Here is a 24,911-nt window from a genome sequence, read left to right on the forward strand (position 1 = left end):
TCTCAATTAGCTTGGCTGCCGCAGTCGAACGGCAAGGTGAACGTGCCCTTCGGCGCGGGAGTTGCATTTGGGGGCGCGGGCAGGGAGGAGAGCCATGCGGCCACGGCCTTCACGTCGTCTTCCGTCAGATGCCCAGCCACGATCTGCATGCAGTCCGGGGCTTTCGCCGTCCGGGTACCGTAGCGCCAGGCTCCTAGCTGGGCGCTTACATAGGCGGGACGCAGGCCGAGAAGGCCGGGAATGGCTGGTTCCATGCCAGTGAGGGAAGGTCCGTGGCAACTGGCGCACGCAGGAATGGAGCGCGCCGAGTCGCCGTGGTTCACCAGGTCTTTGCCGAGCGCCAGTATCTCCTGGGAAGCCTCAGGGGCCCCGCCAACCGGCGATGTAGGGCGCTGTTCGGCGAAATACTCGGCCATTTCCTTAAGATAGGTCTCGGGCAGAAACTCGAGCAGGTAGTTCATAGGCGGATAGTGACGGCGCCCGGTCCGGAAGGCGAGAAGCTGGTTGTAGAGGTAGCCGGCGGGCTTTCCCGCCAGCCGCGGAAAATAGACGTCGTTCGTCCCCTTGCCTTTTTCCCCGTGGCAGATCGTGCACGCCTGGACGCGAGCTTCCATCGTGTCCGGAGCGCTGGCCGGGTCGTCTTGGGAATGGGCCGGGACGGAGATGAGCAACAGCGACGCGAAGACAGCGATCTGAAGTGGGTTGCTCATACCTAAGCTCCATCAGGCGGGTGAAGATAAACAGGCATGAGGACCTTCCACAAGCCCAGAACGTCTTGTTATTGCTCTCTAATTTAGAACAGGCAAAGAGATTTTCCCGCGAGTGCCGCTGCGGCCAAACCGAAGACCGGACGGCCCTAAATGCTCTGCATAGCCATCTAGGACAGCGCGTCTCCGCGGCAACTGCCGCGTTTCAGGGAATACGCTCGGGTGAATTCGGCGCCGAGCAGAAAGATTAAGGACGAGTAGTAGATCCAGAGCAGGACGACAATCACTGCGCTGGCCGCGCGGAGGACGCCACCGGGCTAATGCCTAGCTAGAGTCCAATGAAGCTCTTGCCGATAGTGAACAGGCGCAGGCAAGGAACGCCCCGAACCTGACGTCTCGCCATTGCAAGTCCCTGTCCGGCAGAATCTGTAAATCGCCGCAACAGCAGGGCGATCAGGAAGAAGGAGATCAGGACGTTCAACCCTTGCACGATTACCGATCCGAAGGGCAGCAGTCGGTTGACGCAGGCGCTGAAAGCGCTGATCGCTGCGCTGGCCTTTCGGACGTCGCTGAGAAAACTCAGGTACTGAGGCGGCTGTCGTCTCACCGGCGTGCTAATGACGACATGACTAAGACTGGCCCGTCGAAGATCGGCTGAGGCTCGGGCCACTTCGAGACACCAGAAGGCCGCGCGCGTGGTAGTGCCACGACGGCCTTCTTAGTCGTGAATGTAAGCCGTACGACCCGGCAACGGCCCCAGAAGCGAGAAGGCAGCTCTGCGCCTCATCTTGGCCATACATTCCAGCCTTGCGATTTCCTAATAGCTGACCATGCCACAGGGCGTGCTGGCCAGAAGAGTTTTCTGTCCACCTCAAGCTTCGCGCCTTGCTTCAACCTTCCATGAACTCGAGTTCAACATGACACCGTCGGGCGTCGAATAGGAATCGAGTTCAGTCTTAAGCGCTTCAGTTATTCGCGCGTGCTTGCCGGTGGCCTCGTCGCCTGCCTCTCTGAAGACCTCGCCGGCCGGGCCGAGCGCAAGCTGGAATTCGACGGCCTCGTCGAGATTCCGGCCGACGAGCACTTCGGCATCGATGCGCTCGAAGGAAATGCGGCTGTAGCCAGCGCCTTGGAGGAGGCGCGTGACAATATCGGGATCGGCCATCGAGAACGGCCCTGGTCCGCAGGTGCGAGCATCTTCGCGCGGCCGAGGCAAGAAGCGGAGGACGACATCCCTCGGGATCGACAGCCACGGATTCTCGGCCAGTTCACGCCAGACGATCATCGTCATCACGCCGCCGGGCCGCAGCGCAGCGCGCATGTTGCAAAGGCCGGCGACCGGATCTTCGTAGAACTGAGTGCCGAAGCGCGAGAAGCAGAAATCGTGGACCGGCTCGAACGGATAGGTCTCGACATCCGCTTCGAGAAAGACGGCGTTGCGGATCCCGGCGCGCGGCGCATCCCTGCGGGCATGGTCGAGAAAGGCGCCGCAGCAATCGAGCCCGGTGACCGAGCCCAAAGGTCCGACGATCCTGGCAAGCTCGAGCGTCGTGTCACCGAAACCGCAGCCGGCATCAATCACCTTGTCGCCGGGGCCGACCTCAAGCATCGGGAAGACCTGCGCGCTGTGCTGCGCAAGACCGTCGACGACGATGTGCTTCCAGCGAATGAATTTCGGGGCCAATACCTCGTTCCAGAAATCCGTTTAACGCGTCGCGACAAAAGGCGGTCTTTGAAGCATTGGTGCCGGGCTGCTCATGGTGTTCCTCCCTGTCGTGACGAGCCGACATTGGCGCCGGCTCGTCTGAATTGGTTGGTGAATAGGCGAGCCTGCAGCGCGGGCTCGCCGGGCGGAATCAGTTCTTGGCGGGTTTCGGTTCGGCGACGAAGGCGAGCGTCAGATAAGCGATGTGGCCGTCCCGCACCACGAAGGTGTCGGCGCCGAAGGGATAGCGTCCCGATGGCGTGTCGCCCTGCCACAGGAAATAGGCGACGGAGCCGTTTGCCGTGAACTGTCCGGGCGTGAAGGTCGCGCCGGACGCCGAGAAGCTCTTCACGAAAGCCGTAAGCAGCCCGCGCAGGTTTTGCGTTCCGCTGACCGGCGCCTGGGCGGGCAGTATCACAACGGCGTCGTCGGTAAATGTCTTCAGCATCGCTTCAACGTCGCGCGCGTCCCAGGCCTTCAGGTATTGCCTGACGGGCGCCTCACTGGCGGCTTGGTCCGCCATCGCGACGACTGGAACATTCGCCACGGTGGCGAGCAGGACAGCGGCAAGCACTTGCTTCAATCTGGTCATCCGTCTTCTCCTTGGTTTGTGGACTGCCTGCCGGGTTTCCCAGCTCACGCCGGAGGCGGGCAGCTGGTTGCGATTCACGGGCGCGCCTCGAGGATCATGTTGAAAGGTGTCTGGGTAGCGCGGCGGAAGCGGCTGAAGCCGCCGGCTTTCGCCACCTCGCGCAGCCTGGCTTCACCCGCTTGGGCGCCGAGCGCGAGGCCGACCTCCTGGTCGAGCGAAGTCGGGGTGCAGACCATGGTCGAGCCCGCATAGTAGATGCGGCCGACCGGATTCAGATTGTCCTCCAGGCGATCGCCGGCGAACGGCTCGATGATCATCAGGGTGCCGTCCGGCGCGATTGTCTTGCGCACATGCTTCAAGGCGCCCACCGGATCGCCCATGTCGTGCAGGCAATCGAAGAAGCAGACGAGGTCGTAGTCGGTGCCCTTGAAGGACTTGGCGCTTTGGACTTCGAACGCAACGCGGTCGCTGAGATCGGCGGCGTCGGTCGATTTGCGCGCTGTCTCGATCGAGCCGGGATGAGCATCGAAGCCGAAGAAGCGCGATTTGGGGAAGGCTTCCGCCATCAGCAAGGTCGAGACGCCATGCCCGCAGCCGACATCGGCAACGACGGCGCCGCGCTCGAGCTTCTCGACGACGCCGTCCAGCGCCGGCAGCCATTCCTGCACCAGGTGATGCAGATAGGAAGTGCGGAAGAAGCGTGCCGTGCCGCAGAACAGGCAAGGATGGCGCTTGTTCCAGCCTACGCCGCGACCGGTGCGGAACGCGTCCTCGATCTTGTCGCAATCGTGCACGGTAGCAGCGACGATGTCGCCGAGCGCAGCCATGAAGACCGGGCTGTCGTCGTCGGCAAAAACGATCGCCTGTTCCGGCGCCATGGAGAACTTGGCCGACGTGGCGTGGTAGGAGACGTATCCGGATGCGGCCTGGGCCGCCAGCCACTCGCGCACGTAGCGTTCGGCGGTACCCGTCCGGCCGGCGAGCTCCGACGGGGTCATCGGTCCGCCGGCGGCGAGCGCCTTGTAGAGCCCGAGCTTGTCGCCCAGTTGCACCAGCGACGCGTTCATCGCGGCACCGATGTCGTCGAGCATCTTACCGAGGAAGGCGTTGAGTCTGTCTTGATCGGGCTGCATTGCATCCTCCTTGTGGTCGTGACCGGGAGTCCGCCGGTCTCATCGGAGGATGGTTTTAGAGGGGCGCCGTCAAAGAACGTCGCGGCGAGCGTCAAAGGTTCGTCAAAAACACGTCACCATCTTTTGTCCGCCCGTCTGCATCTCTATTCTGGAACGGCAGGGCGAGACGCGATGGCGAAAATCCGCATCAGCACCTTCGGCGGTCTTCAGGTCTTCTCGCGAGAAGGCCGGCAGATCACAATTACCTCACGCAAGGCGCAGGCGCTGCTCGTCTATCTGGCCATGACCGAAGGCCGCCGGCAGTCGCGCGACAAGCTGGCCGCGCTGCTGTGGGAGGACCGCGGCGAGGTCCAGGCGCGCGCCAGTCTGCGCCAGGAGCTTCTCGTACTGCGCAAGGTCTTGGGATTGAACGGGCCGGAAATTGTGGGAGAGGGGGACGGAATTGTCCTAGCCCCCGATTGCATCGACGTCGACGCGCTTCGCTTCCAGCGACTGATGACGGCGCGAACGCCTCAAGCGCACGAGGAGGCGGCGGCGCTCTATCACGGCCCGTTCATGGAAGCCTTTAATCTCAAGGCGCAGGCTTTCGAAAATTGGGTCGCCGTCATGCGGCAGCATCTGAACGAAATGGCCGTCAAGGCGCTGACGGCACTGTTGAGCGACAATTTGGCCTCCGGCTCCTGGGCACGGGCGCTTGAACTGATGCTGCGTCTTCTGCCGCTCGATCCGTTGCAGGAAAGCGTCCATCGGGCACTGATGCAGCTTTATGTCCGGCAGGGACGGATCGGCGCGGCCCTGCGGCAGTTTCATGTCTGCCGTGAAATCCTCCAGCGCGAAATTGGCGTGCGGCCCGAACCGGAGACCGAGCAGCTTTACCAGGATATCCAGCAGCGACGGCGGGAGCACGCCCGGTCCGGCCCTGTCGGTCTTGGAGAATCAGCACGGTCTCCGAACACGCAGCCGCTGATCCCCGGCGGGAACTCGGCGGGGCCCGAGCCTGCCGAATCGGGTTCGGAGCTGCGTCAGCTTGTCGTCATGTTTGTCGAAATGGGCGACCCGTCGGTTCTCGCCGATGAAGATGATCCAGAACGCCAGCGGGACCTTTCCACCCGCTTCGCGGACGTCGTGCGCAGCTCTGTCATGGACCACGGAGGTGTGGTCGATAGGCAGCTCGGGGGCACTACCATCGCGGTCTTTGGACTAGCTGTCGCCCATAGCAACGATGCCGAACGGGCATTGCGGGCCGGCCTCGAGATACTGAGGGTCGTCCGGGCGACCCAGGACCGCTTCCCGGCTGCCCGGATTGGGTTGGCGAGTGGCCGTATGCTGGTCACCAGGCTTGACCAGGGCGGCGCGGACACGGCCACCATAACCGGCAGCGCCATGCATGTCGCGGGCGTCCTTGCCGGAGCGGCCGATGCCGATGAGTTGCTGCTGTCAGACGCCGTGTACCAGTCGGTCGCGCATCTGGTCGAGCACGCCGAGCCCCGCACCATCGTCGCCCGGGTCTCTGAGAAGCCGATCGAAGCTTGGCGGTCTGTGGGCCTCTCGTCCGATGGCGTCGCCAGAACTGCATTCGTCGGCCGACATGCTGAACTGGCCCAGCTTGCCGGCGCCCTGAAGACATGTCTCGATACCGGGCGAGGACTCGTCGTGCATGTTCGCGGCGAAGCCGGCATCGGAAAGACCCGGCTGGTCGAGGAATTTCAGCGGCTTGCCGCCGAGCAGGGGTTTGAGTGCCACACCGGCCTTGTCCTCGACTTCGGGGCCGGCGGTAAACGCAATGCGATCCGCGCCCTGGTCCGCGGACTTGTCGAGGATGCTCCGATCGCCGTTGATAGCGGTCTTGTCGATGCCGCGCTGGAGGTTCACCTTCACCAGTTGCTGCAGCTTCCCCTGCCTGCAGACGAGCTGTCGGCCTACGATGCGATCGATAACGCCGCGCGCGCCAAAGGTCTGGAGCAGACATTGCTCCAGTTGGTCGAGCGTGCAGCCGCTCGCCGGCCTTTGGTCATGATCGTCGAGGATATCCAATGGGCGGATGCCGAGACACTGGCGCTGGTCGATGCGCTTGCCACAGCGGCGAGGGGGAGTCCGGTTCTCGTCGTGACCACTGCGCGCAGCGAAGAGGAGCTTCCCGAGCCCGGCCGGCACATCGGCGCTGGCGAAGGGCCGAGGCTCACGCTCGATCTGCCACCGCTCTACCGCCAGGAGGCCCTGACTCTTGCCGGCAGGTTCCTCGCCCCGACCGATGTTTTTGCCATCAGTTGCGTCGAGCGGGCGGGTGGCAATCCACTCTTCCTTGAGCAACTCCTTCGGAGCGGCGACCGCGGGCCGGACCGATTACCCGACACCATTCACAGCGTCGTGCTTGCCCGACTGGATATGCTGCCACCCGGCGACCGGCATATCCTGCGCGCGGCTTCGGTGCTCGGCCAGCTCTTTGCTCCCGACGCCCTCGTCTATCTGTTGGGAGATAGTGGACGGGACTATGGGTCCTTGATCCGACGCGGCTTTTTAAAGCCCGTCGGCAACGATCTTCTGTTTGCTCATGCGCTGATGCGCGACGGCGTTTATCTGTCCCTGCCGCGCGCGGAGCGTCTTGCGCTGCACCGCCGCGCGGCGCAATGGTTTATCGAGCGCGATCCGATCCTGCGCGCCGAGCATCTCGAACGGGCCGAGGACAAGGCAGCACCCCGGGCCTTCCTGGACGCCGCCAACCATGAAAATCGCGCCTATCGCTATGACAAGGCACTGGCATTGGCGGAGCGCGGCCTTCAGCTCGTCGGCGACGGCGGGACTCGCTCCGCGCTTTTGTGCTGCCGCGGTGACATTTTGCTGAGCCTTGGCCGCACCGGCGAAGCCGGCAGCTCATATAGCGAAGCGCTTGCCGCGGCAAACGATGAGGGCGAGCGCTGCCGCGCGCTCCTCGGCGTGGCGGCCGTTAAGCGGATCGCTGACGATGTCGACGGCGCGATCGCGGATGTGCAAGCCGTCGAAGGGATTGCCGCAGGCTCCGGGCTGGGGGAAGAGGCCGCCCGCGCACACTTCCTACATGGCAATCTACTGTTTCCGGGTGGCGACATCGGTGGTTGTCTGACGCAGCACAGGCGCAGCCTCGAGATTGCCCGGCAGGCAGGGCTGGCCGAGATCGAGGCTGCATCGTTGGGTGGCATCGGTGATGCCCTATATATGTGTGGCCAAATGGTCAGCGCGCACCGCCAGTATCGCTCATGCGTCGAAATGGCAGAACGCAACGGCTTCGGCCGCATTGCGCTTGCGAACCGCTCGATGGTCGTAGCGACAAGCCTCTATATCGGCGACATCAAAACCCTTCTCAGCGAAGCGCAGGCGGCCATCGAAGTGTCGAGAAAGATACTTCACCAGCGCGCCGAGCTGATCGCGCATATGAATGCCTACATTGCGTGGTCGTCGCTAATGGAATTCGATAAGGCGATGGAAAGCGCCGAGGCATCCCTGCATCTTGCGCGCCAAATCCGCGCCCCGCGCTTCGAAGCGGAAGCTCTGGCATTCCGCGGCGATGTGCATCGGCTGGTCGGCAGGAGAAGGGAAGCCATCGCAGATCTGGAGGAGGCTTTGCGCATGAGCCGCCAAACCGGGATGGCCTATCTTGGGCCTTGGTATCTCGGTCTTATGGCTGTGGCCACCGACGATCCTACGGCGAGGGCTGCCGCCCTCAAAGAAGGCGAGGCGCTGCTGGCCACAAATAGGGTTGGCCACAACCATCTTCAGTTCCGCCGCTATGCGATCGATGCCTGCTTGGCCTGCGACGACGGAGAAGGCGCTTGCCATCACGCCGATAGTCTCGACGCGTTCACACAGGCAGAACCTTTGCCATGGGCAAGTTTCTTCAGTGCGCGCGGTCGGGCGCTCGCCGCCGCCGGCACGGGCCGGCTCTCGCCTTCCCTGCGAAAGGAACTTCAAGGCTTGTCCGAAGAGGCTCGGCGGCGCGGCTTCATCAAAGAAGGCCAAGCAATCGAAGCTGCTCTCGCGGCCCGCACATCAGCGTAACGCGCACCGGATGAGAGCTTGCACGGAACCTCTTGTTGATGCCTCCTTCGGCATCCCGTTCCGACTTGGAATAATAGAGCCTGCCTCGCTGGGAGGACTCGCGTCAGGCCGAGTTTGAGACCCCGTGAGGTTTGAATTGGAAGAGATCGAGGCGCATGGCGCAGCGCCGGCTCTCTGGCATGCCATGGGCTACCTCGCGGCGCAGCACTTCCCGAAGCCGCTCTCCGACTCCCGCGTTTTCGAGGATCCGAAAACCCAGCTTCTGATAGAACGGCGCATTCCAGATCACATCACGGAAGGTGGTCAGACTCAGAGCGACGAGACCCCGTCTCTTAGCATCGGCAATTGCTTCCTCGAGCAGGGTGCGTCCAATCCCCTTGCGCTGCCGATAGACGCACAGCGAGTTCCCAGACGTGCAGGGTATCGTCCAGTATCTCGGCACTCAAAAACGCCACCGGACGATCATGACCTATCGCGACCGAGCTGGTCCCCTGAGAGATCAGTTGCTCGTGGCGCTCTACGGTCTGGTTGTCGTCATCGGCGATCCAGGCCAGCTCCGCAATATCTCTGTAAGCCTCACCTGCCGACTGTTCGATATCAGGCAACGCTGCGGCGTCAGCCTCATGGGCAAGTCGAAAAGTGATCATTGAGCGCCAGCCTTCTCCAGCAGCGTTTTGCAGAGGATGACATTGGAATGTCCCTCGGGCCAATCCGCAAACTCAGCGACCCGAACAAAGCCGGCCTTTTCATACAGGGATGGCGCCTGGAAGTCGTAGCTCTGGACCCATATCCGCCGGACAGCTCGGATTTTTGCTTCCGCGATGAAGGCCCTTAGCAACGCTCGGCCGTAGCCTCGTCCCCGATGCGATTGGTCGACCCACATTTGTTTGAGCTCGGACGTGCCGGCCCAGGAATATCCAGCCGCGACACCAACGATGCATCCCGCTTCATTTCGGATCACAAAGCCAAGGCCTTCAGCGTCGCTGCGTCCTACCGCTTGCCGATTATGGTCGTAGAGCCGTCCTTCTATGGCGTCGATCTCAGCCGCAGAAAGGTTGTGCTGGGGGTGCGCAACGATATTCATCTTGGGCGCGCGCTAGCTTTCGATCGAGGCAGGACAGCTTGCAGCGACAAACGGCCGGGACCACCCACCGCAAGCGTTATCAGGCCTCCCAAATAGAGAAGCACGATTTCATACCCGACGGGCCCGAATCGAACCCCGGCCTCCGTTACCTCGGCAAACTTCACCGAGAAGAATCCATATTGGGAATGCACGGTGAACAATGCGGTCAATAGCACAATCGCCATGGGCACGCTGGCAATCGGTATGAAGGCACCCGCTAGCACAGCAATGCCTCCCAAGAGCTCAACCAGCGTAGTCAGCCAGGCCAGCAAGTGCGGTTCAGGGACCCCTAGCGTTTCAAGCACGATACCAAAGCTTTCTGGCCCTCGACTGAGTTTCGCATAGCCATGAGCCAGAAAGCCAAAGCCCACGATGAGCCTTATTGGCAATGGCGCCCAGTCCGCGGCGGAACTTGAAGGCGAGAACGCGATCTTTGAAAGGAGTTGGATGAACCGCATACTTCCGAGCCTTCTTCCAGCGAGCTGTAAGCGAGGTATTCGGCCTCGCCGGCACAATCCGCGACGCGTTGGAGTGACACCTCCCTTGTTCGCTCAAGTGCATGTGACCGTTACTGCCTCACGGCAACGTGACCGCCGTGTGGAAATCCGACAGGTGCCGAGCAAATCATTCAGAGGTGCGCCGGATACGTCGAAACACGACGTCAACCCGCGAACTGCCTAATCGTCCGGCAACATTCCGTCCCTGTGACAGTCAGTTCGATTTCAAAACGTGATGGTCGTCGAAGTTCGCGAGTTTCGGGTATGGGATGGTAGAGGCGCGCGGAAGATCAAGAATACGCTCGCGGTATCTGGCGAGATAGATTTGGCGCTCAACGTCGCTGATACGCGCCGGTGCATGCACAGGGAAAGGCTCGATCACGGCGAAGCCGACAAAATAGAGCATCCCGTGGTTGATCGGAAACAGGATCGAATCTATCGGGCCGTTCAGTCCTCGGTCGGAATAGATCGGCGGCGGACCGCCGATTGTGACGGAACACATTGCGCGCTTTCCGGCGAAGACACCGCAATCATACCATTTGCCGCCGCCATAGATGCGGCCACCCGATGCGAACACGCGGTCAACCCAGCCCTTGAGAATCGCCGGCAGCCCGAACCACCAGAGCGGAAACTGGAGGATCAAGGTGTCGCACCAGAAAAGCTTGTCCATCTCCGCCTGGATATCGGGGGCAAATCCGTCGTGAACTGCGGCATTCGCCTCTTCAGCCTGCTGGCGATAGTAGTTCGCGTCGTGCACGCTCGTGAAGTTGCGGCGATCCGACACCGGATTGAAGCCAATTGCATAAAGGTCGGAGATAACGACCTCGTGCCCGGCCGCAACCAGCGCTTGCTCAGCCGCGCGCGTTAGCGCGCCGTTGAAGCTGTTGGGCTCAGGGTGAGCGTGAACGATGAAGATGCGCATCGTCCGTTTCCAGCTGGCCGGAGTGTCTATTTTCTGGATGCTGAAAGGGTCAGTTCGGCAACGTGGTCGAGCGAAAAGACGCCGGCGCCGCGTGTCAGCACCAGAAGCAGCAACGAGGCCCACAGCAGATGCTCGGCCCAGTTCTCCGGATAGACGAAGATCTGGATGACGGAGGCGACGCCGAGCAGCATCAAGGCTGCGAGGCGCGAGAGCAATCCAAGGAAGATCAACACCGAACCTGTGATTTCCGCCGTCGTCGCCAGAGGCGCCGCAATCGACGGGTCGATGAACGGCAAATTGTATTCGTTGGCGAACAGCTGCAGCGTCACTGGCCAGGACGCAAGCTTGCTCTGGGCCGACTGCCAGAAGACATGCGCTACCGCGACGCGAGCGGTGAGTTGGACGAGCGAAAACGGAATATGTCCGGGCAGCTTGATGATGCGCCTGTAGAGGCCGACAAGGCCGACCGGGCTGGACGAGGAATGATCTGACATTGCGGTCATGACTGTCTCCATGAGTTTGAGTGGGAGTTCGCGACGGCCCGCACATTGGTGACGAGCCCGTCGCCGAAAAGGCGCACGAGCGCGGATACGAGATCGAAACCCGGATCGAGCGCCAGAGCGCGGCCGGCGGCATGTTCAAGGCCGAGGCCATGCTTCAAGGAGTGCAGGAAAGCGAAGCTTGCACGATCGAGCTGAACGAGCCGGATGCTGTCTCCCGCTCGCCACAGCGCCACACGTTCGGCGCGTCTTGTCCAGCCGCTATGCCGGTCGGCGGCGTCCTGCTGGTGCGCCGTCCATACGGACAGGATCGACCAATGCGAAACGATGAGCCTGAGCGATGGCTGCACCAGGACGTCGGGAGAAGTGCCCAGGTCCGTATTCTCCAAGTCTGTGAGACTACGGGGTGGCAAGGAAGCCGCATCGAGCGCTTCGGCGATGGCCCATTCGAGCCGCGCCGTTTCAGCGACGATCGGCATGTCGGATAGCGTGTCGATCGACTTGAGGAAGCGCGGGAAGCCGGCGCCATAGCGCGCCAGCCGCGATTCCGCCGGCGGATGGCGTCGAATGAACTCGCTCGCTGCGTAGCGGAAGAAACGTTCGTCGACCAGGTGAACCGTAACCGGAAACACCGCCATCAGCACGGCGGTCAGCGAGCTGCGGGTGTTGTTCTGGTAAATGCGCAGGCGTGCCAGCGGATCGGCCTTGCCGGCGGTAAGCGCTTTCGCGGCGATTATCGGCTCCATGGCGAGCACCGCGCGCGCCATGGTGGTCTGCAAGTGCTCAAGCGGCAGCATGGTATATCTCCTCAAGCGAGGGCAGCGCCAAGGAAACGGTGGGTTTCGCGACCCTGGCAGCTGCGAATGCCGCAAGCACGGGCATGCTGGTCGCCGTTTCGCGTGCGAAAGAAACTGGGATAGGCCTAGCCCGCGCTTCGGTTGCTTGGTCACGTCGGGCGGCTTGCTTGCGGCTGAACATGATCGAAGCGGTCAGCATGTCGGCCCACATCGCTTCGCCAAGCAGCACATCGAGAACAGGAACGTCGGTGTCCCACTCGATCAAGGTTGGGCGCGGCCCGAACCGGTCTATGGCATGCCGGTAGAGGGCCCACACCACTGGCGGCACGCGCGAGCCGTGATCGTCGATCAGCACGGTGTCGGTCCCGACCTGGTTGGTTGCATGACCGGCGAGGTGGATTTCGCCGATAGCCTCAGCAGGCAACGCGTCGATGAAAGCCTCTGCGTCATATTGCAGGTTGTGCGCGGAAACGTGGACGTTGTTGACGTCGAGCAGCAGGCCGCAGCCAGTCCGCGCCACCAACGCCGCCAGGAACTCGGCCTCGTTCATCGAGGAATCCGCGAATGCCAGGTAGGCCGAGAGGTTCTCGATTAGCACGCGCCGCTTCAGCGTGTCCTGCAGCGTCTCGACATTGCGGGCAACGATCGCCAGCGCCTCTTCGTCATAGCGCAGGGGCAAGAGGTCATTGAGATAGGCCCCGTCCGCGACGCTCCAGGCGAGATGCTCGGAGACCAGATCGGGCTCGAAGCGCTGGCAGACCTTGCGCAGTCGCTCCAGATGATCGCGATCCAGGCCTTGCGCGCTGCCGAGCGACAGGCCGACGCCGTGCACGGACAGCGGGTAGATCTGGCGCAGCCTTTCCAGCGCCTCGACGCCAGCGCCGTCACCCATGTAGTTCTCGGCGTGGACCTCGAGCCAGCCAGCCGAAGGGCGCCGCGTGAGCATCTCGGCGATGTGAGGCGAGCGAAGACCGATGCCTGCTGATGCGGGGATTGCGAGAGGTGAAAACATGACGGACATCGGTCTCCTCCATTCTGGTCTGGTTGGCTCGAGGTGGAAGGTTGGTCAGGCCTTCGGTTTGTCGCTGCCGCCGGTGATCTTGGCGCAGCTGCCGGCAGGCACGTAAAGCCAGGAATCCGGCTGGTTGTCGGCGGTGGACGTGCCTGCGCAGGAATGCGTGGCGGTCTGGCAGTCGTTCTGGCCAGCCTTGACGACGCCGTAGCATTTTTCGAAGGCGAAGCCGGGCTTGGCGGCTGGACCGCTGTATGCCGCCGTCGCGGCGAGCGTGGTGGCGGCCGCGAGGGCCGATCCGATGAGGGTCTTAGTGTTGATCACAGGCTTGTCTCCTGGTTGGCGTTTCGAGAGAAAGACCGGCCTCGAGGCCCGTCTGCGGATCAGTCTCTCCGATCGCGATGTCGAGCTGAAATGCTGTCTCGGCATGGAATTGATACGCGGCCACTATGTTCTGAAGAGCGGTGCGAAAAAGGCCCTCCGGCCGAGGAACCGGAGGGCCTGGCGCCTGCATTCGGGAGTATGCGAAGCAGGCGCGGCTAGGCGGGAGGGAGGCGCCTAGATGTATTGGGTTCTGCAGTCGAAAGTCGGGCGCTCATGGGCGCGTGAAAGATCGGCCGCAAGCCGGTCCTCGGCAGATTGCCGTCCCCTGTCGCGAATGTCAGTCAGCTCGCCCCAGTCGATCCAGGGTCTCAAAAGCAGCGGAGCTGCAGCTCGATATTGGCTGTCGAAGATCGTGTGAACCGCGGCGCATCCGGTCGCGCAATGGATGGAGGCGAGGCTGAGATCTGGACCCCGCGCTATAGATATCTGGGGCTTGCCGGTGACTATCAGACCACGGGGGGCCCCGGTCGATAAGGCGGTTGGTAATTGCGAGACGTCGCCATCGCCCCAATAAAAGTCGCCCTCGATTTCAACGGCTGCGGACAGGAACGGAACAGTGGCCGCCGCCACGATAGCGTCGACCGACAGCTGCTCTCCCGAGAAAATCTTCAAAGCGTCTGTGCGGGCATTGATGGCCAGGACGTCCAGTTTCACCGGGCAGTCTTCGTCGAGGATCCGCTTGAGCTCGATCGATTGTTCCAGCATCGAGCGCAGCAGGCTCGTTCTGTCGATGGCAAACATCGAGGCATGGCTGACGCGCCGCCAGAAATTGGCGAGCGCCGTCCGCGCGCCGCGCCTGCCGCCGACGCTTAAGCCATAGGCAAAGACCGCCGCTTGCATCGCCGCGAAGCCCGACGCGGTAACTCCGCTGACGTTGCAGTTCGGCTCGTCCAGCAGCCGATCGAGCACGCCCCAGACGAAAGCAGCATGCGCGTCGTTTGCCAGCACGATGTCGATCGTCTGGTCTTCGACACCAAGATGCGCTGTCGGCGTGGCGGCTGCCACTGTTCTCACTGCGGACTGAGCAAGCATGATCTGGTCTCCATCCCCAAGGTCGCCGGCAAGGGCGATTGGAGAGAGACTGCCGCATCTTCTTGTTCAGCCGAAATGCCAAGGTGGCATGAAGTCCATAGGCATATTGCATTGGCTGCCGGTCGTCGCGCGCCGCACTCTGTTCCCGATCAGGCTGGCGCCGTTCACCCAAGCCGCGCCCGGAGTGCAAGGGAGATCAACGATGAGAAGAAAGCTTGCCTGCGTGGCTGTGTTTGCCGTCGCCTTTGGCGCGAACCCGGCGTCCGCCAACCCGTTCACCGACCTCGCTGCACTGCCGACGTTCTACACGGACGCCACGATGAAGACGATGAGACCGATGGCTGGATTCAAGAAAGCCTGGTTCGCCCTGTCGAAGCATGACCGGGCCAAGATGACGAAGGCATGCAGCGACCCGGCGATGCGCAGGCCCCATGCACAATTCTGCGCGAATGTCCTCGCTTTGGGCGGAACCAACCAGTGACTGTGCCGGATAGCATCTGTGGATGCAGAACCGGCATAGTCTTCATACGCAGACGGCATTGGCGAGTTGGCAGGTGATTGCGGCAAGGTTCATACCAGCAAGGAGGAAGTCAGTAATTCTGAATTGCTGTCAAACCAATCAAATGGTTGTCGAGTGGACGACTACCTAACCAGAGAAGGACTTGAACATGAACCTTAAAGCTATCTGCCTCGGCGCTTTTGCCCTTTCCGTTCTTGGCGGCGTGGCCTTCGCCGGCGCCCTCGACGAACCCTCCAATATGCAGCCTTTTTTCACCGATTCCGGCATGAAGACGATGAAGTCGAGCGCCGATTTCGAGACCGCGTGGAAAGCGACGCCGAAAACCACGCAGGACGCGATGATGAAGGAATGCAACGACGCCGCCATGAGCAAGCCGCACGCGCAGTTCTGCGCCCAGCTGTTTGCCCTGGGTCATCACAGCTGATATGCCGCGGCGTCAAGCTACAACCGGACAGTTGGATGGCGGGTCTTGGCCCGCCATCGTCGCATGACGAAACGCTATCGACTTTATAGCCCCCGCGCATTGGCATGATCCGGCCCATTGCGGCAGTCTTCGAGCATGCAAATGCATCGATGCAGCTGAGGGACGATACGCATGGACATCCATCACATCCGCTACTTCCTGGCCGTCTGCGAGACCCGGAATTTCACGCGCGCCGGCGAGAAATGCAACGTCACTCAGCCGGCGCTGTCGCGCGCCATCCAGCAGCTCGAAGATGAGGTCGGCGGGCTGCTGTTTCGCCGCGAGCGGAACCTGACGCACCTCACGGATCTGGGCGCTTTGCTCCGCCCCAGATTTCAGCAGATCCTTGACGAGGTGACCGGCGTTCGCCAGGAGGCGTCGAGGTTCTTGTGCCTGGAGAACGCAAATCTCAAGGTTGGTGTGATGTGCACCATCGGTCCGCGCCGGTTTACCGGCCTGTTGGCGGATTTCAACAGGCGCCAGCAAGGCATCCAGCTGCAGCTTGTCGAGGGCGTGCCGGCATCCCTGTCGCAGCTGCTGGAAGTGGGCGAGATCGATGTCGCCATCATGGCGTCCAGCAACAGTTTTCCCGAGAGATTCGATGTCACGCCGCTCTATCGCGAGCGGTTCGTGCTTGCGTTTCCCAATGGACATCGGCTGGCCCGCAACGACAATGTCGCCATCTCGGAGCTTGACGGCGAAAACTATCTCAGGCGCCTGAACTGCGAGTATCGCGACTACCTTGCAGGCCTTTGCAATGAACGCGGTGTGAAGCTCAGGATCTCCTACGCCAGCGAACGCGAAGACTGGATCCAAAACATGGTCTCGGGCGGGCTGGGTATCTGCTTCATCCCGGAATTCAGCGCCGTTATCCCGGGCTTGCAGATCCGGCCAGTAATCGAACCGGAAGTTTGGCGGGAGGTATCGCTGGTCGTTGTGGCTGGGCGCCGGTTCTCGCCGGCCACATCAACCTTCGTCAACAGCGTCAAGGCGCATAGCTGGCCGGAAAGCGGCATCGATCTGTCGGTAAGAAAAACGGCAGCATAGCAAATCGAAGAAAAGAACCGAGGCCACGCGTTATGTCGTGGCACGGAATCTCGCGCCGGTATGATGATCCACGATAGTTTTCAGGTATCGATTTAAGAGCCAGTCAGCATTTCTCTTTCGACGACGCTCCGGTCACTCTCCTCGTCATGCCCCGCCTCCCGCGATTGGGCACCGACAAAGGAGAAATACGAGATGGCTACCAAGAAACTCAACCTCGCGTTCGCCCTGGGCATGCTGTCCGCGACCGCTGCATTTTCGGCGGCTCCGGCTTTTGCAAGCGAGTGCCCTGCCGGGCAGGCCGCCACCACCGACATCCAGGAACATCCCAGCAAGCCGGTCGGCGTCACCGACACGGTGCTTTCCGCAATCGATTTGAGCAGCAAGGGTGAGGCCTGGAAAGGCAACATGCTGCGCCTTCGCAAGCTCGTCGTTCAGCCCGGCGGCGTCGTGCCGTGGCATGAGCACAATGTCCGCCCCGCCAACATTATCGTCGTCGAAGGATCCATCACTGAATACGCCAGCACCTGCAAGGTCGGCATCGAACATCCGGCCGGCGACGTGACGGCCGAGTTCGGCCAGCTCGCCCACTGGTGGAAGAACAACGGCAAGATTCCGGCCGTGCTCTATTCGGCCGACGTGCTGCCGCCGGCGATGCACGAAGACCACATGATGTGAGCCGCTCGCAGCAGTGAAGTGATCCCGACATCGGAAGCCAAAAGGCCTGTCCTCGGGCGATCGCCCGAGGACGTGGCGACGGAGCCTGTCATGACGACGAGTGAACGGACGGAACCGACAAAGGTTCGCATTTTTGCAGCAGACAGCTGGCGCTTCGGCCTGATCGCGCTGATCGCGTTCCTGACGCTCGTTGACCTGTTCGCCACCCAGGCCATCCTGCCTTCGCTGGTGGTGAAATTCGGCGTCAGCCGCGCCACCATGGGCTTCGCCGTCAATGCCAGCACGTTCGGCATGGCGGTGGCCGGGATCGCCGTCGCGCTTTTTGGGCGCGGCATTGATCGCCGCAACGGCATCTGGATCAGCCTCGCCATCCTGGCGATCCCGACGACGCTGCTGTCGCAGACGGACAATATCGCTGTTTTCGCCTTGCTGCGCGTGGCACAGGGCCTCTGCATGTCGACAGCCTTCACGCTGACGATGGCCTATCTGGCCGAGCATTTTTCAGCGCGGCAGACGACGAGCGCGCTTGCAGCCTATTTGACAGGCAACGTGGCTAGCAACTTTTTCGGCCGGTTGATGTCGGCGGCGGTGGCCGACACGTTCGGCATCTCCACCAACTTCCTGACCTTCGCCGCGCTTAATATGCTCGGCGCCGCTCTTGTCTGGTTCACACTGCAGAAGACCTCGGAAATGATGCGCGCCGACCTGGAGGGCAAGCCTGTCCGCGCCGCCTGGAAAGCGCCGTTGCGGAACGTCGAGCTGCGGGCATGTTTCGCGATCGGTTTTCTGATCCTGTTCGTCTTTATCGGCACGTTCACTTACGTGAATTTCCAGCTCGTCGCGGTCCCGCTTTCGCTCGCGCCGATGGCACTTGGCGCGGTCTATTTCGTCTTCCTGCCATCGATGCTAACGACTCCGCTTGCCGGCCGAGTCGCAGCGAGCCTTGGTCCCAGGGGAGGGATCGGAGCGACGCTCGCGCTGGCAATAATCGGTTTGCTTCTGCTGCTCGCACCCAGCCTTCCGATCGTCCTCGTAGGGATGGCGCTCATTGCCGTCGGCACCTTCCTGGCCCAGGCGATAGCCACGGGACATGTCAGCCGGACCGCGTCGCGCGATCGCGCCGCTGCGAGCGGCATCTATCTGGCGTCCTACTATGGGGGTGGGCTCGCCGGCAGCTTCCTCATCGGCCAGATCTACGACCGTGTCGGCTGGACCGCATGCGTGGCCGTCCTTGCCGCTGTTCTCGCAGGTGCAATCGCGATCGCGCGCGTGCTGCGAGCGCCCAAGCCCTGAAACCTAAACCGCAACTCAGTTATTCAACCAAGGAGACCGACATGAGCAACTATCTCAAAACTCTGTTTGCAGGAGCCGCCATGCTAATGGCTGTTGCCCTGCCGGCTGCCGCTTCGGACGGCGTCGTCACCGTGAAGAGCGACTATTCCGTCGCCGAAACTGTCGCCCGCATTAAGAAGGATGTGCTCAAGAAAGGCATCAAGTTCTTCGGCGTCATCGACCAGGCTCAGCTTGGCAAAAATGCGGGAAACGACGTAAGGCCTTCGCGGCTCGTCATGTTCGGCAATCCGGCGCTCGGCACGACGTTCATCACATCCAACCCCGAGGCCGGGCTCGACTGGCCCGTGCGCGTGCTGGTCTACCAGACCGCCGACGGTTCGGTTTACGCCGCCTACAGCGATTTCGACTGGATCGCCAAGCGGCATGGCATCACGGATCGCCCCGCACAGTTCAAGATGGCAACCGAGGTCATTCAGTCGGTTACTTCAACCGTCAAGAAGAACTGACGGACGGAAACGTATCCGGATCAAGTAGGCATGCCACGATGCCGCTCGACAAGCCTACTGGGCTGCGGACAGCGCCTTCACCCGCTCGCCGAACCACTTCTTCTGCGTGGCTTCGCACACCAATGCGCCGACCGCGGGCGAATGCCTGCGGCCGCGCACCGTGACGAGATTGACCTCGCGCCAGAACTCCGGCTCGGTGATCGGCAGAGGCACCACGCCAGGATGCTTGGCGGTATGTTCGGGCATGAACCCGAACCCAAGCCCCGCGGCGATCATCGCCAATGTCCAGTCATCGCGATCGCTCCAGTAGACCGGGCTGACCGTAACGCCCTGCTCGGCAAGGATGGCATCGGCGTAGCCCGCGAACTCGCAGTTGTTGCGGTGGATGTAGCTTTCGTTGCTCATATCCTTCACCCGCACGACGCGCTGGTTGGCTAGGCGATGGGCCAGGTGGACAGCCATCACCATTTGCTCCTTGAACAGCGGCAGGGAATGCACTTCTTCGTCGGGAGCATTTGAGGGCAACGCGTAGATAGCAGCCTCGAGCTCGCCCTCGATCAGCCTTTTCCTGAGGCTCACCGCGTCCGCATCGCAAAGATGCAACTCAACGCCAGGATGGTGCGCGCGCACAGCTGCGATGAGCTCGATGATCTCGTCTGGAGCGATCGTGCTCATGATGCCGACCTTGAGCGGCGTCTTCGTCAGGGTCACATATTGCTCGGCGATCTGCTTTGCCTGGCGTGAGTTTTCGAAAACGCCTTCGAGATAGGTCTCCACCATGCGGCCGAGCTCGGTAAGGTGAGTGAAGCGGCGCTCACGATGGAAAAGCGGCCCGCCAAATTCATCTTCCAAAAGCTTGATCGCGCGCGACAGCGCGGGCTGCGTGACGTTGCATTGCTCGGCCGCCCTGGTGAAATTGAGCTCCTTGGCGACGGCCAAGAAGTATCGGACCTGGCTGATCTCCACTGCACGCTCCCCTCACTGGACGCGCATACGGCACCGCCCGCATTGCGGCGCAATCTTACTAGCTGCCCTTACGTCAAACAACCCGACCGGTCGATCGGCGTCCGGGCCCGGAGCCAACGATCTGACCGTCAGCTATCGAATCCATGTCTCAACGGCATTTCCGCAGCTTGCGGCGGTTCACCATACTAATCCTCAAATCCAGAGCCGGCCCGCGCCGTGCCTCATGGCCGCGCAATCCGAAGGAGAAGACGATGTTCAAAGGCAAGACAGCGCTCATCACCGGTTCGACCAGCGGCATCGGGCAAGGTATTGCCGAAGCCTTCGCGGCCAAGGGCTGCAACATCGTTCTGAACGGCTTTGGCGACGCCGCCGAGATCGAACGGCTTCGGGCAAAGCTCGGCGCCGATCATCGGGTCGCCGTTCGATACGACAATGCCGACATGAGCAAGGGCGACGCAATCACTTCGATGATGGACAAGGCCATCGCCGAGTTCGGCGCCATTGACATACTGGTCAACAATGCCGGCATCCAGCATGTCGCGCCGATCGATGACTTCCCGGTCGAGAAATGGGAAGCGGTCGTGGCGATCGATCTCATGTCTTCGTTCTATACGATCCGGCGCGCGTTGCAGGCGATGAAGGCGCGCAAATGGGGTCGCATAATCAACGTGGCCTCGGCGCACGCGCTCGTCGCATCGCCCTTCAAGTCCGCCTATGTCGCGGCCAAGCACGGCGTCGCCGGCCTGACCAAAACCGTCGCGCTGGAGGTCGCCGAACAAGGCATCACGGTCAACGCCGTTTGCCCAGGCTACGTGCTCACCCCGCTCGTCGAGAAGCAGATACCCGACACGGCCAAGGCCCGCGGGATCACCGAGCAGCAGGTGATCAAGGATGTCCTGTTGGCCGCGCAGCCCACCAAACAATTCGTCACGGTCGAGCAGGTTGCCGCGCTGTGTCTGTTCCTGGCGTCGGACGAGGCGGCCTCGATCACCGGCGCCGTAATGCCGATCGAAGGCGGTTGGACCGCTCACTAGACCTGCACGAGGAGCGAAGGCCATGAACAAGATCACGCAAAACCTATCCGCCACGCAGGCAGAACCGGCGACTGGACATCAGGGCGATGTCAAACGTCAGACCGTCCTTGTCCTTCAAGGCGGCGGCGCGCTCGGCGCCTATCAGGCCGGAGTCTATCAGGCGCTGGTCGAGGGCGGCATCGAACCGGACTGGGTCATAGGCACGTCCATCGGCGCCATCAACGCTGCGCTGATTGCCGGGAACAAGCCCGGCGATCGCCTGCCCAGGCTTCAGGAATTCTGGGACAGCGTCAGCCGCAGCAGTCCATTCGACGAGTTTTTCCGGATGATGATCCCGAGCAACATCTTTGCCAATATGGGCACGGTGATGCGCGGCATCCCGGGATTCTTCGAACCGAACCCGAGCGCCATGTTTGGCGTGAACCGCGAGGTCGGTGTCGAGAATGCCTCCTATTACACGACGGATCCGCTCAAAAGGACCCTGAACAACCTGGTCGACTTCGACTACCTCAACGGTCGCCACACGCGGCTGACGGTCGGGGCAGTCAACGTCAACACCAGCGAGCTCAAATACTTCGATACGCGCGAGATGATCCTGTCGGCGGCGCATATCATGGCGTCAGGCGCCTTGCCGCCGGCGTTTCCGGCGGTCTGCATCGACGGCGAGCCCTATTGGGACGGCGGCATCTATTCAAACACGCCGATCGAGGTGGTGCTCGATGCGCGACCCAGGCGAGACGCGCTGATCTTCGCGGTCAATATGTGGCAGCCCCGCGCAACCGAGCCGAAATCGATCTGGCAGGTCATGGGGCGGCAGAAGGATCTTCAATATGCCAGCCGCGGCCGGAGCCACGTCGCTCGGCAGGAGCAGTTGCATCGGTTGCGGCATGTCGTGCGCGAAATGGGAAGGCTCGTGCCAGAGGAGCGTCGCGAGGATCCGATGTTCAAGGAACTCGCCTCCTATGGCTGTCCGTCGGTCATGCACCTCGTCCGCCTGCTTTCGCCGAGACTGGACGGTGAGGACCATACCAAGGACATCGACTTCACCCGCTCGGGCATCCGCACCCGCTGGCAAGCAGGATACGAGCATGGGCAGCGCGTCCTCACCGACAAGCCCTGGGAATGCGAGGTCGACATGCTTCAGGGCATCGTCATCCACGAATCCCAAGAGTGATGCGCCGCGCCGAGGAAGATACGGAGACCACCGATGCAAATCATCACCCCCGGCATGCGGTTGATCCCGGAAGCCGTGCTCGCCAACGACGCGGCGCTCTTCCGCACCATTCCGGAGACCCCCTCGCACGCGGACAAGTCATTGCATCGCGTGGTGATTGTGGGCGGCGGGGCCGGCGGCCTGGAACTGGCAACGCGCCTCGGCCGCAAGTTCGGCAACCGACGGCTTTCCGTCACGCTTGTCGACCGCAACCGCACCCATCTCTGGAAGCCGCTTCTGCATGAGGTGGCATCAGGCGCCTTGAGCGCCTCGCACGACGCGGTTGAATACATCGGCCATGCCAGCCGCCATGGCTACCGATACCGCATTGGCGAGGTCGTCGGTATCGATCGTGACAAGCGCCAGGTTTTCGTCGCGCCCAGCTTCGACGATGACGGCCGCCAAGTCATCCCGCCACGTGTCCTGGGCTACGACACGCTGGTCATGGCCGTCGGCAGCGTCAGCAACGATTTCGGCACACCAGGCGCCGCGCGCCACGCCATCTCGCTTGACACCGCCGAGCAGGCCGCCCGGTTCAACAAGCGGATGATCGACGCATGCCTGCGCGCCAATGCGCAATACGAGCAGCTGTCGCCGGGCCAACTCCATTGCGTCATCATCGGCGCCGGCGCAACCGGTGTCGAACTGGCGGCGGAACTGCACAAGTCGATGCGCGAGATTGCCTCGCATAATCTCGACAACGTCGATTTCGAAAGGCTGATCCGCATTACCATCGTCGAAGCAGGTCCCCGGATCTTGCCAGCGCTGCCGGAGCAGATTGCAAGCGCAACGGCACGCTTGCTGATCAAGCTGGGCGTCCAGATACGATGCGGGATCAGGGTCACCGAAGTGACCGAAGACGGCATCCGGCTGGGCGACAAGCTTTTCGTGCCGGCCGAATTGGTCGTCTGGGCGGCCGGCATCAAGGCGCCGGAATTCCTGAGAAGTCTCGATGGTCTCGAAACCGACCGCATCAACCGCCTGATCGTCGACGAAACCTTGCGCACGGCCGGAGACGAGAATGTGTTCGCGATCGGCGACTGCGCGAACTGCGTGCTGCCGGGCGAAGAGAACGCCCTGCCGCCGCGGGCCCAGACGGCCCACCAGCAGGCAGACCACATGGCCAAGGTGATCGCGGCGCGCCTCGCAGGGCACGCCGCGCCAGCGTATCGCTACCGCGACTACGGCTCACTCGTTTCACTCGCCGACTACGATGCGTTCGGCAGCTTGATCGGCGGACTGAAGATCGAAGGTCTTGTTGCGAGGGTCGTCTATCGCTCGCTGCACAAGATGCATCTCAAGGCGGTTCACGGGCTCGCGAAGACAACGCTTGCTTCGATCGGCGAGATGATCGTCAGGCGCGCCAGACCGCGGATCAAGCTTCACTGAGGCCGGCGGAGGCGGTGCGATGGAAAAATATGATGTCGTGATCCTGGGCGGCGGCAATGCCGGCATGGGCGTCACGGTAGCGACGCGCGCCGCCGGGCTTTCCGTCGCCATGATCGAGGCTTGCGATCTCGGTGGAACCTGTCCCAATCGCGGCTGCACGCCGAAAAAGGTCCTGGTTGCGGCGGCCCACGCGCTCGACGAGATCGGAAGAGCCGGCACCCATGCAATTAAGATCGAGCCACCGACGCTCGATTGGCGAGCCTTGATGGAGCGGGAGAAAAATATCATCAGGGAAATTCCATCCCGCCTATCCGGATTGATGGCCAAGCGGGGTGTCGATGTCATCCAAGGAGAGGCCGCATTCATTTCTAGCAATGCTATCCGCGTCGGCACCCGAGAGCTCGAGGCCAGAAACATCGTCATCGCCACCGGCTCGAAGCCGCGCCAGCTGTCGATCCCCGGCGCAGAATTTCTGACCACATCCGACGATGTTCTGAGCGATCCTGTGCTGCCTCGCGCCGTCGTGTTCATTGGCGGCGGCGTTATCGCCTTCGAACTGGGGCACGTCTATGCACGCGCCGGCGCCAAGGTCACCATCCTTGAGGCGCTGCCGCAGCTCCTCGGAGGCTTCGACGAGGATGCCGTTGCCCAAATCCGTGCCCAGAGCGAGCGGCTGGGCATTAGCATCCATACCAAGGCCTGGGTCAAGAAGATCGAAACAACCGACGGGCGGCTGCGGGTGAGCTTCGCGAAGGATGGGGCTGAATGCTCTGTCAACGCCGATCGGGCCGTCAATTGCGCCGGACGCGTCGCCAATGTCGAGGGTCTCGATCTTGGGGCGGGTGTCATCGTGCATCGCGAAGGTCGCATCGAGATCGACGAGCATCTGCGCTCGCGTTCCAATCCAGACGTCTATATCTGCGGCGATGCGGTGTGGAGTTCTCCGCAGCTTTCGCCGATAGCGACCTATGAAGGCGGGATCGTCGGCTGCAACATCGTCGACGGCCCGAAGCATCGGCCCGACTACAGTCACATACCCGCGTCTCTCTACAGCATTCCGGCCGTGGCCACCGTCGGCTTGACCGAGGCCCAGGCGAGAGAGCGCGGCTTGATCGTCAACGTCCACCTGAACGACATGCAAGGCTGGCTCTCCGCTAGGACTTATGCCGAGCCGGTCGCATGGTCGAAGATCATCGTCGAGGAAACGACAGGCAGGATCCTCGGAGCCCACCTGGTCGGCCATGCCGGAGAAGAGCTGATCCACATCTTTGCGCTCGCGATGAAGCACGGCATCACGGCACGAGAACTGTCCGAAATGGTCTGCGCCTTCCCGACCTTCGCAGCGGATATCAGGAACATGATGTAACGC

The 24,911-nt window shown here is 62.0% G+C and carries 25 protein-coding genes; 12 read left to right on the plus strand and 13 right to left on the minus strand.

Annotated features, from left to right (window positions below):
* Positions 1–2: 2 nt before the first annotated feature.
* The 4 genes from P9272_RS02070 to P9272_RS02085 all read right to left on the minus strand — a co-directional run bounded on the left by P9272_RS02070 (position 3) and on the right by P9272_RS02085 (position 4,137).
* Complete coding sequence (locus tag P9272_RS02070) at positions 3–710, minus strand: c-type cytochrome (protein ID WP_347404020.1); 708 nt, start codon at positions 708–710, stop codon at positions 3–5.
* A gap of 868 nt (positions 711–1,578) precedes the next feature.
* The gene (locus P9272_RS02075) at positions 1,579–2,391 is read right to left on the minus strand and encodes a class I SAM-dependent methyltransferase (RefSeq protein ID WP_278158500.1); all 813 of its coding nucleotides are present in this window, start codon (positions 2,389–2,391) and stop codon (positions 1,579–1,581) included.
* A 172-nt stretch (positions 2,392–2,563) separates the two neighbouring features.
* The gene (locus tag P9272_RS02080) at positions 2,564–3,004 is read right to left on the minus strand and encodes a nuclear transport factor 2 family protein (RefSeq protein ID WP_278158502.1); all 441 of its coding nucleotides are present in this window, start codon (positions 3,002–3,004) and stop codon (positions 2,564–2,566) included.
* A gap of 74 nt (positions 3,005–3,078) precedes the next feature.
* Positions 3,079–4,137 (minus strand): class I SAM-dependent methyltransferase, encoded by a 1,059-nt coding sequence (locus tag P9272_RS02085; protein WP_278158504.1) that lies wholly within the window; start codon positions 4,135–4,137, stop codon positions 3,079–3,081.
* A 171-nt stretch (positions 4,138–4,308) separates the two neighbouring features.
* On the opposite strand from P9272_RS02085, the gene P9272_RS02090 reads away from it, so the two are divergent.
* On the plus strand, positions 4,309–8,169 hold the full coding sequence (locus P9272_RS02090; RefSeq protein WP_278158506.1) for a BTAD domain-containing putative transcriptional regulator: 3,861 nt from the start codon (positions 4,309–4,311) through the stop codon (positions 8,167–8,169).
* Positions 8,170–8,582: 413 nt separating this feature from the next.
* Entirely contained in the window at positions 8,583–8,819 is a 237-nt protein-coding gene (locus tag P9272_RS02095; RefSeq protein ID WP_278158507.1) for a hypothetical protein, read from the plus strand.
* Here the strand turns inward: P9272_RS02095 and P9272_RS02100 are convergent.
* The 8 genes from P9272_RS02100 to P9272_RS02135 form a co-directional block, all read right to left on the minus strand.
* On the minus strand, positions 8,813–9,253 hold the full coding sequence (locus P9272_RS02100; protein ID WP_278158509.1) for a GNAT family N-acetyltransferase: 441 nt from the start codon (positions 9,251–9,253) through the stop codon (positions 8,813–8,815). The two genes, P9272_RS02095 and P9272_RS02100, sit on opposite strands and share 7 nt — an antisense overlap.
* Positions 9,250–9,750, minus strand: a complete 501-nt coding sequence (locus P9272_RS02105; RefSeq protein WP_278158511.1) for a DoxX family protein — start codon at positions 9,748–9,750, stop codon at positions 9,250–9,252. The genes P9272_RS02100 and P9272_RS02105 overlap by 4 nt, the downstream gene beginning before the upstream one ends.
* 253 nt (positions 9,751–10,003) lie before the next feature.
* Positions 10,004–10,711: an NAD(P)H-dependent oxidoreductase gene (locus P9272_RS02110; protein WP_278158513.1), complete on the minus strand. Its 708-nt coding sequence runs from the start codon at positions 10,709–10,711 to the stop codon at positions 10,004–10,006.
* Between the two features lie 26 nt (positions 10,712–10,737).
* Positions 10,738–11,214 carry a DoxX family protein gene (locus P9272_RS02115; protein ID WP_278158515.1) on the minus strand — a complete coding sequence of 159 codons (477 nt, stop codon included), beginning with the start codon at positions 11,212–11,214 and terminating at the stop codon, positions 10,738–10,740.
* Entirely contained in the window at positions 11,211–12,008 is a 798-nt protein-coding gene (locus P9272_RS02120) for a DNA-binding domain-containing protein (RefSeq protein ID WP_278158516.1), read from the minus strand. Before P9272_RS02120 ends, P9272_RS02115 begins: the two co-directional genes overlap by 4 nt.
* Positions 11,995–13,029 (minus strand): DUF692 domain-containing protein, encoded by a 1,035-nt coding sequence (locus tag P9272_RS02125; RefSeq protein ID WP_278158518.1) that lies wholly within the window; start codon positions 13,027–13,029, stop codon positions 11,995–11,997. Before P9272_RS02125 ends, P9272_RS02120 begins: the two co-directional genes overlap by 14 nt.
* A gap of 45 nt (positions 13,030–13,074) precedes the next feature.
* Positions 13,075–13,344: a DUF2282 domain-containing protein gene (locus P9272_RS02130; RefSeq protein WP_052467677.1), complete on the minus strand. Its 270-nt coding sequence runs from the start codon at positions 13,342–13,344 to the stop codon at positions 13,075–13,077.
* A gap of 234 nt (positions 13,345–13,578) precedes the next feature.
* Entirely contained in the window at positions 13,579–14,436 is an 858-nt protein-coding gene (locus tag P9272_RS02135) for a hypothetical protein (protein WP_278158523.1), read from the minus strand.
* A gap of 106 nt (positions 14,437–14,542) precedes the next feature.
* Here P9272_RS02135 and P9272_RS02140 point away from each other — a divergent pair, with 106 nt between their 5' ends.
* From P9272_RS02140 to P9272_RS02165, 6 genes are all read left to right on the plus strand, one after another.
* On the plus strand, positions 14,543–14,917 hold the full coding sequence (locus P9272_RS02140) for a hypothetical protein (RefSeq protein ID WP_278158525.1): 375 nt from the start codon (positions 14,543–14,545) through the stop codon (positions 14,915–14,917).
* Between the two features lie 187 nt (positions 14,918–15,104).
* A complete protein-coding gene (locus tag P9272_RS02145) occupies positions 15,105–15,380 on the plus strand; it encodes a hypothetical protein (protein WP_278158527.1) in 276 nt (91 codons plus the stop codon).
* Between the two features lie 171 nt (positions 15,381–15,551).
* Complete coding sequence (locus tag P9272_RS02150) at positions 15,552–16,466, plus strand: LysR family transcriptional regulator (RefSeq protein ID WP_278158529.1); 915 nt, start codon at positions 15,552–15,554, stop codon at positions 16,464–16,466.
* A gap of 192 nt (positions 16,467–16,658) precedes the next feature.
* A complete protein-coding gene (locus P9272_RS02155) occupies positions 16,659–17,141 on the plus strand; it encodes a cupin (protein ID WP_278158531.1) in 483 nt (160 codons plus the stop codon).
* Between the two features lie 90 nt (positions 17,142–17,231).
* Positions 17,232–18,434, plus strand: a complete 1,203-nt coding sequence (locus tag P9272_RS02160) for an MFS transporter (protein WP_278158533.1) — start codon at positions 17,232–17,234, stop codon at positions 18,432–18,434.
* An 80-nt stretch (positions 18,435–18,514) separates the two neighbouring features.
* Positions 18,515–18,940, plus strand: a complete 426-nt coding sequence (locus P9272_RS02165; RefSeq protein WP_278158600.1) for a DUF302 domain-containing protein — start codon at positions 18,515–18,517, stop codon at positions 18,938–18,940.
* 54 nt (positions 18,941–18,994) lie between these two features.
* Here the strand turns inward: P9272_RS02165 and P9272_RS02170 are convergent, their stop codons facing one another.
* Positions 18,995–19,906: a LysR family transcriptional regulator gene (locus P9272_RS02170; protein WP_278158535.1), complete on the minus strand. Its 912-nt coding sequence runs from the start codon at positions 19,904–19,906 to the stop codon at positions 18,995–18,997.
* 251 nt (positions 19,907–20,157) lie between these two features.
* Between P9272_RS02170 and P9272_RS02175 the strand changes: the two genes are divergently transcribed.
* Genes P9272_RS02175 through P9272_RS02190 form a run of 4 tightly spaced genes read left to right on the plus strand, consistent with a single transcriptional unit; the run spans position 20,158 to position 24,908 of the window.
* Positions 20,158–20,940, plus strand: a complete 783-nt coding sequence (locus tag P9272_RS02175; RefSeq protein WP_278158537.1) for a 3-hydroxybutyrate dehydrogenase — start codon at positions 20,158–20,160, stop codon at positions 20,938–20,940.
* Positions 20,941–20,962: 22 nt separating this feature from the next.
* Positions 20,963–22,114 carry a patatin-like phospholipase family protein gene (locus P9272_RS02180; RefSeq protein WP_278158539.1) on the plus strand — a complete coding sequence of 384 codons (1,152 nt, stop codon included), beginning with the start codon at positions 20,963–20,965 and terminating at the stop codon, positions 22,112–22,114.
* 33 nt (positions 22,115–22,147) lie between these two features.
* The gene (locus P9272_RS02185; protein ID WP_278158542.1) at positions 22,148–23,542 is read left to right on the plus strand and encodes an NAD(P)/FAD-dependent oxidoreductase; all 1,395 of its coding nucleotides are present in this window, start codon (positions 22,148–22,150) and stop codon (positions 23,540–23,542) included.
* Positions 23,543–23,561: 19 nt separating this feature from the next.
* Complete coding sequence (locus P9272_RS02190) at positions 23,562–24,908, plus strand: NAD(P)/FAD-dependent oxidoreductase (protein WP_278158544.1); 1,347 nt, start codon at positions 23,562–23,564, stop codon at positions 24,906–24,908.
* Positions 24,909–24,911: the final 3 nt, after the last annotated feature.

It is taken from the genome of Mesorhizobium sp. WSM4976, from assembly GCF_029625685.1.
Lineage (GTDB): Bacteria > Pseudomonadota > Alphaproteobacteria > Rhizobiales > Rhizobiaceae > Mesorhizobium.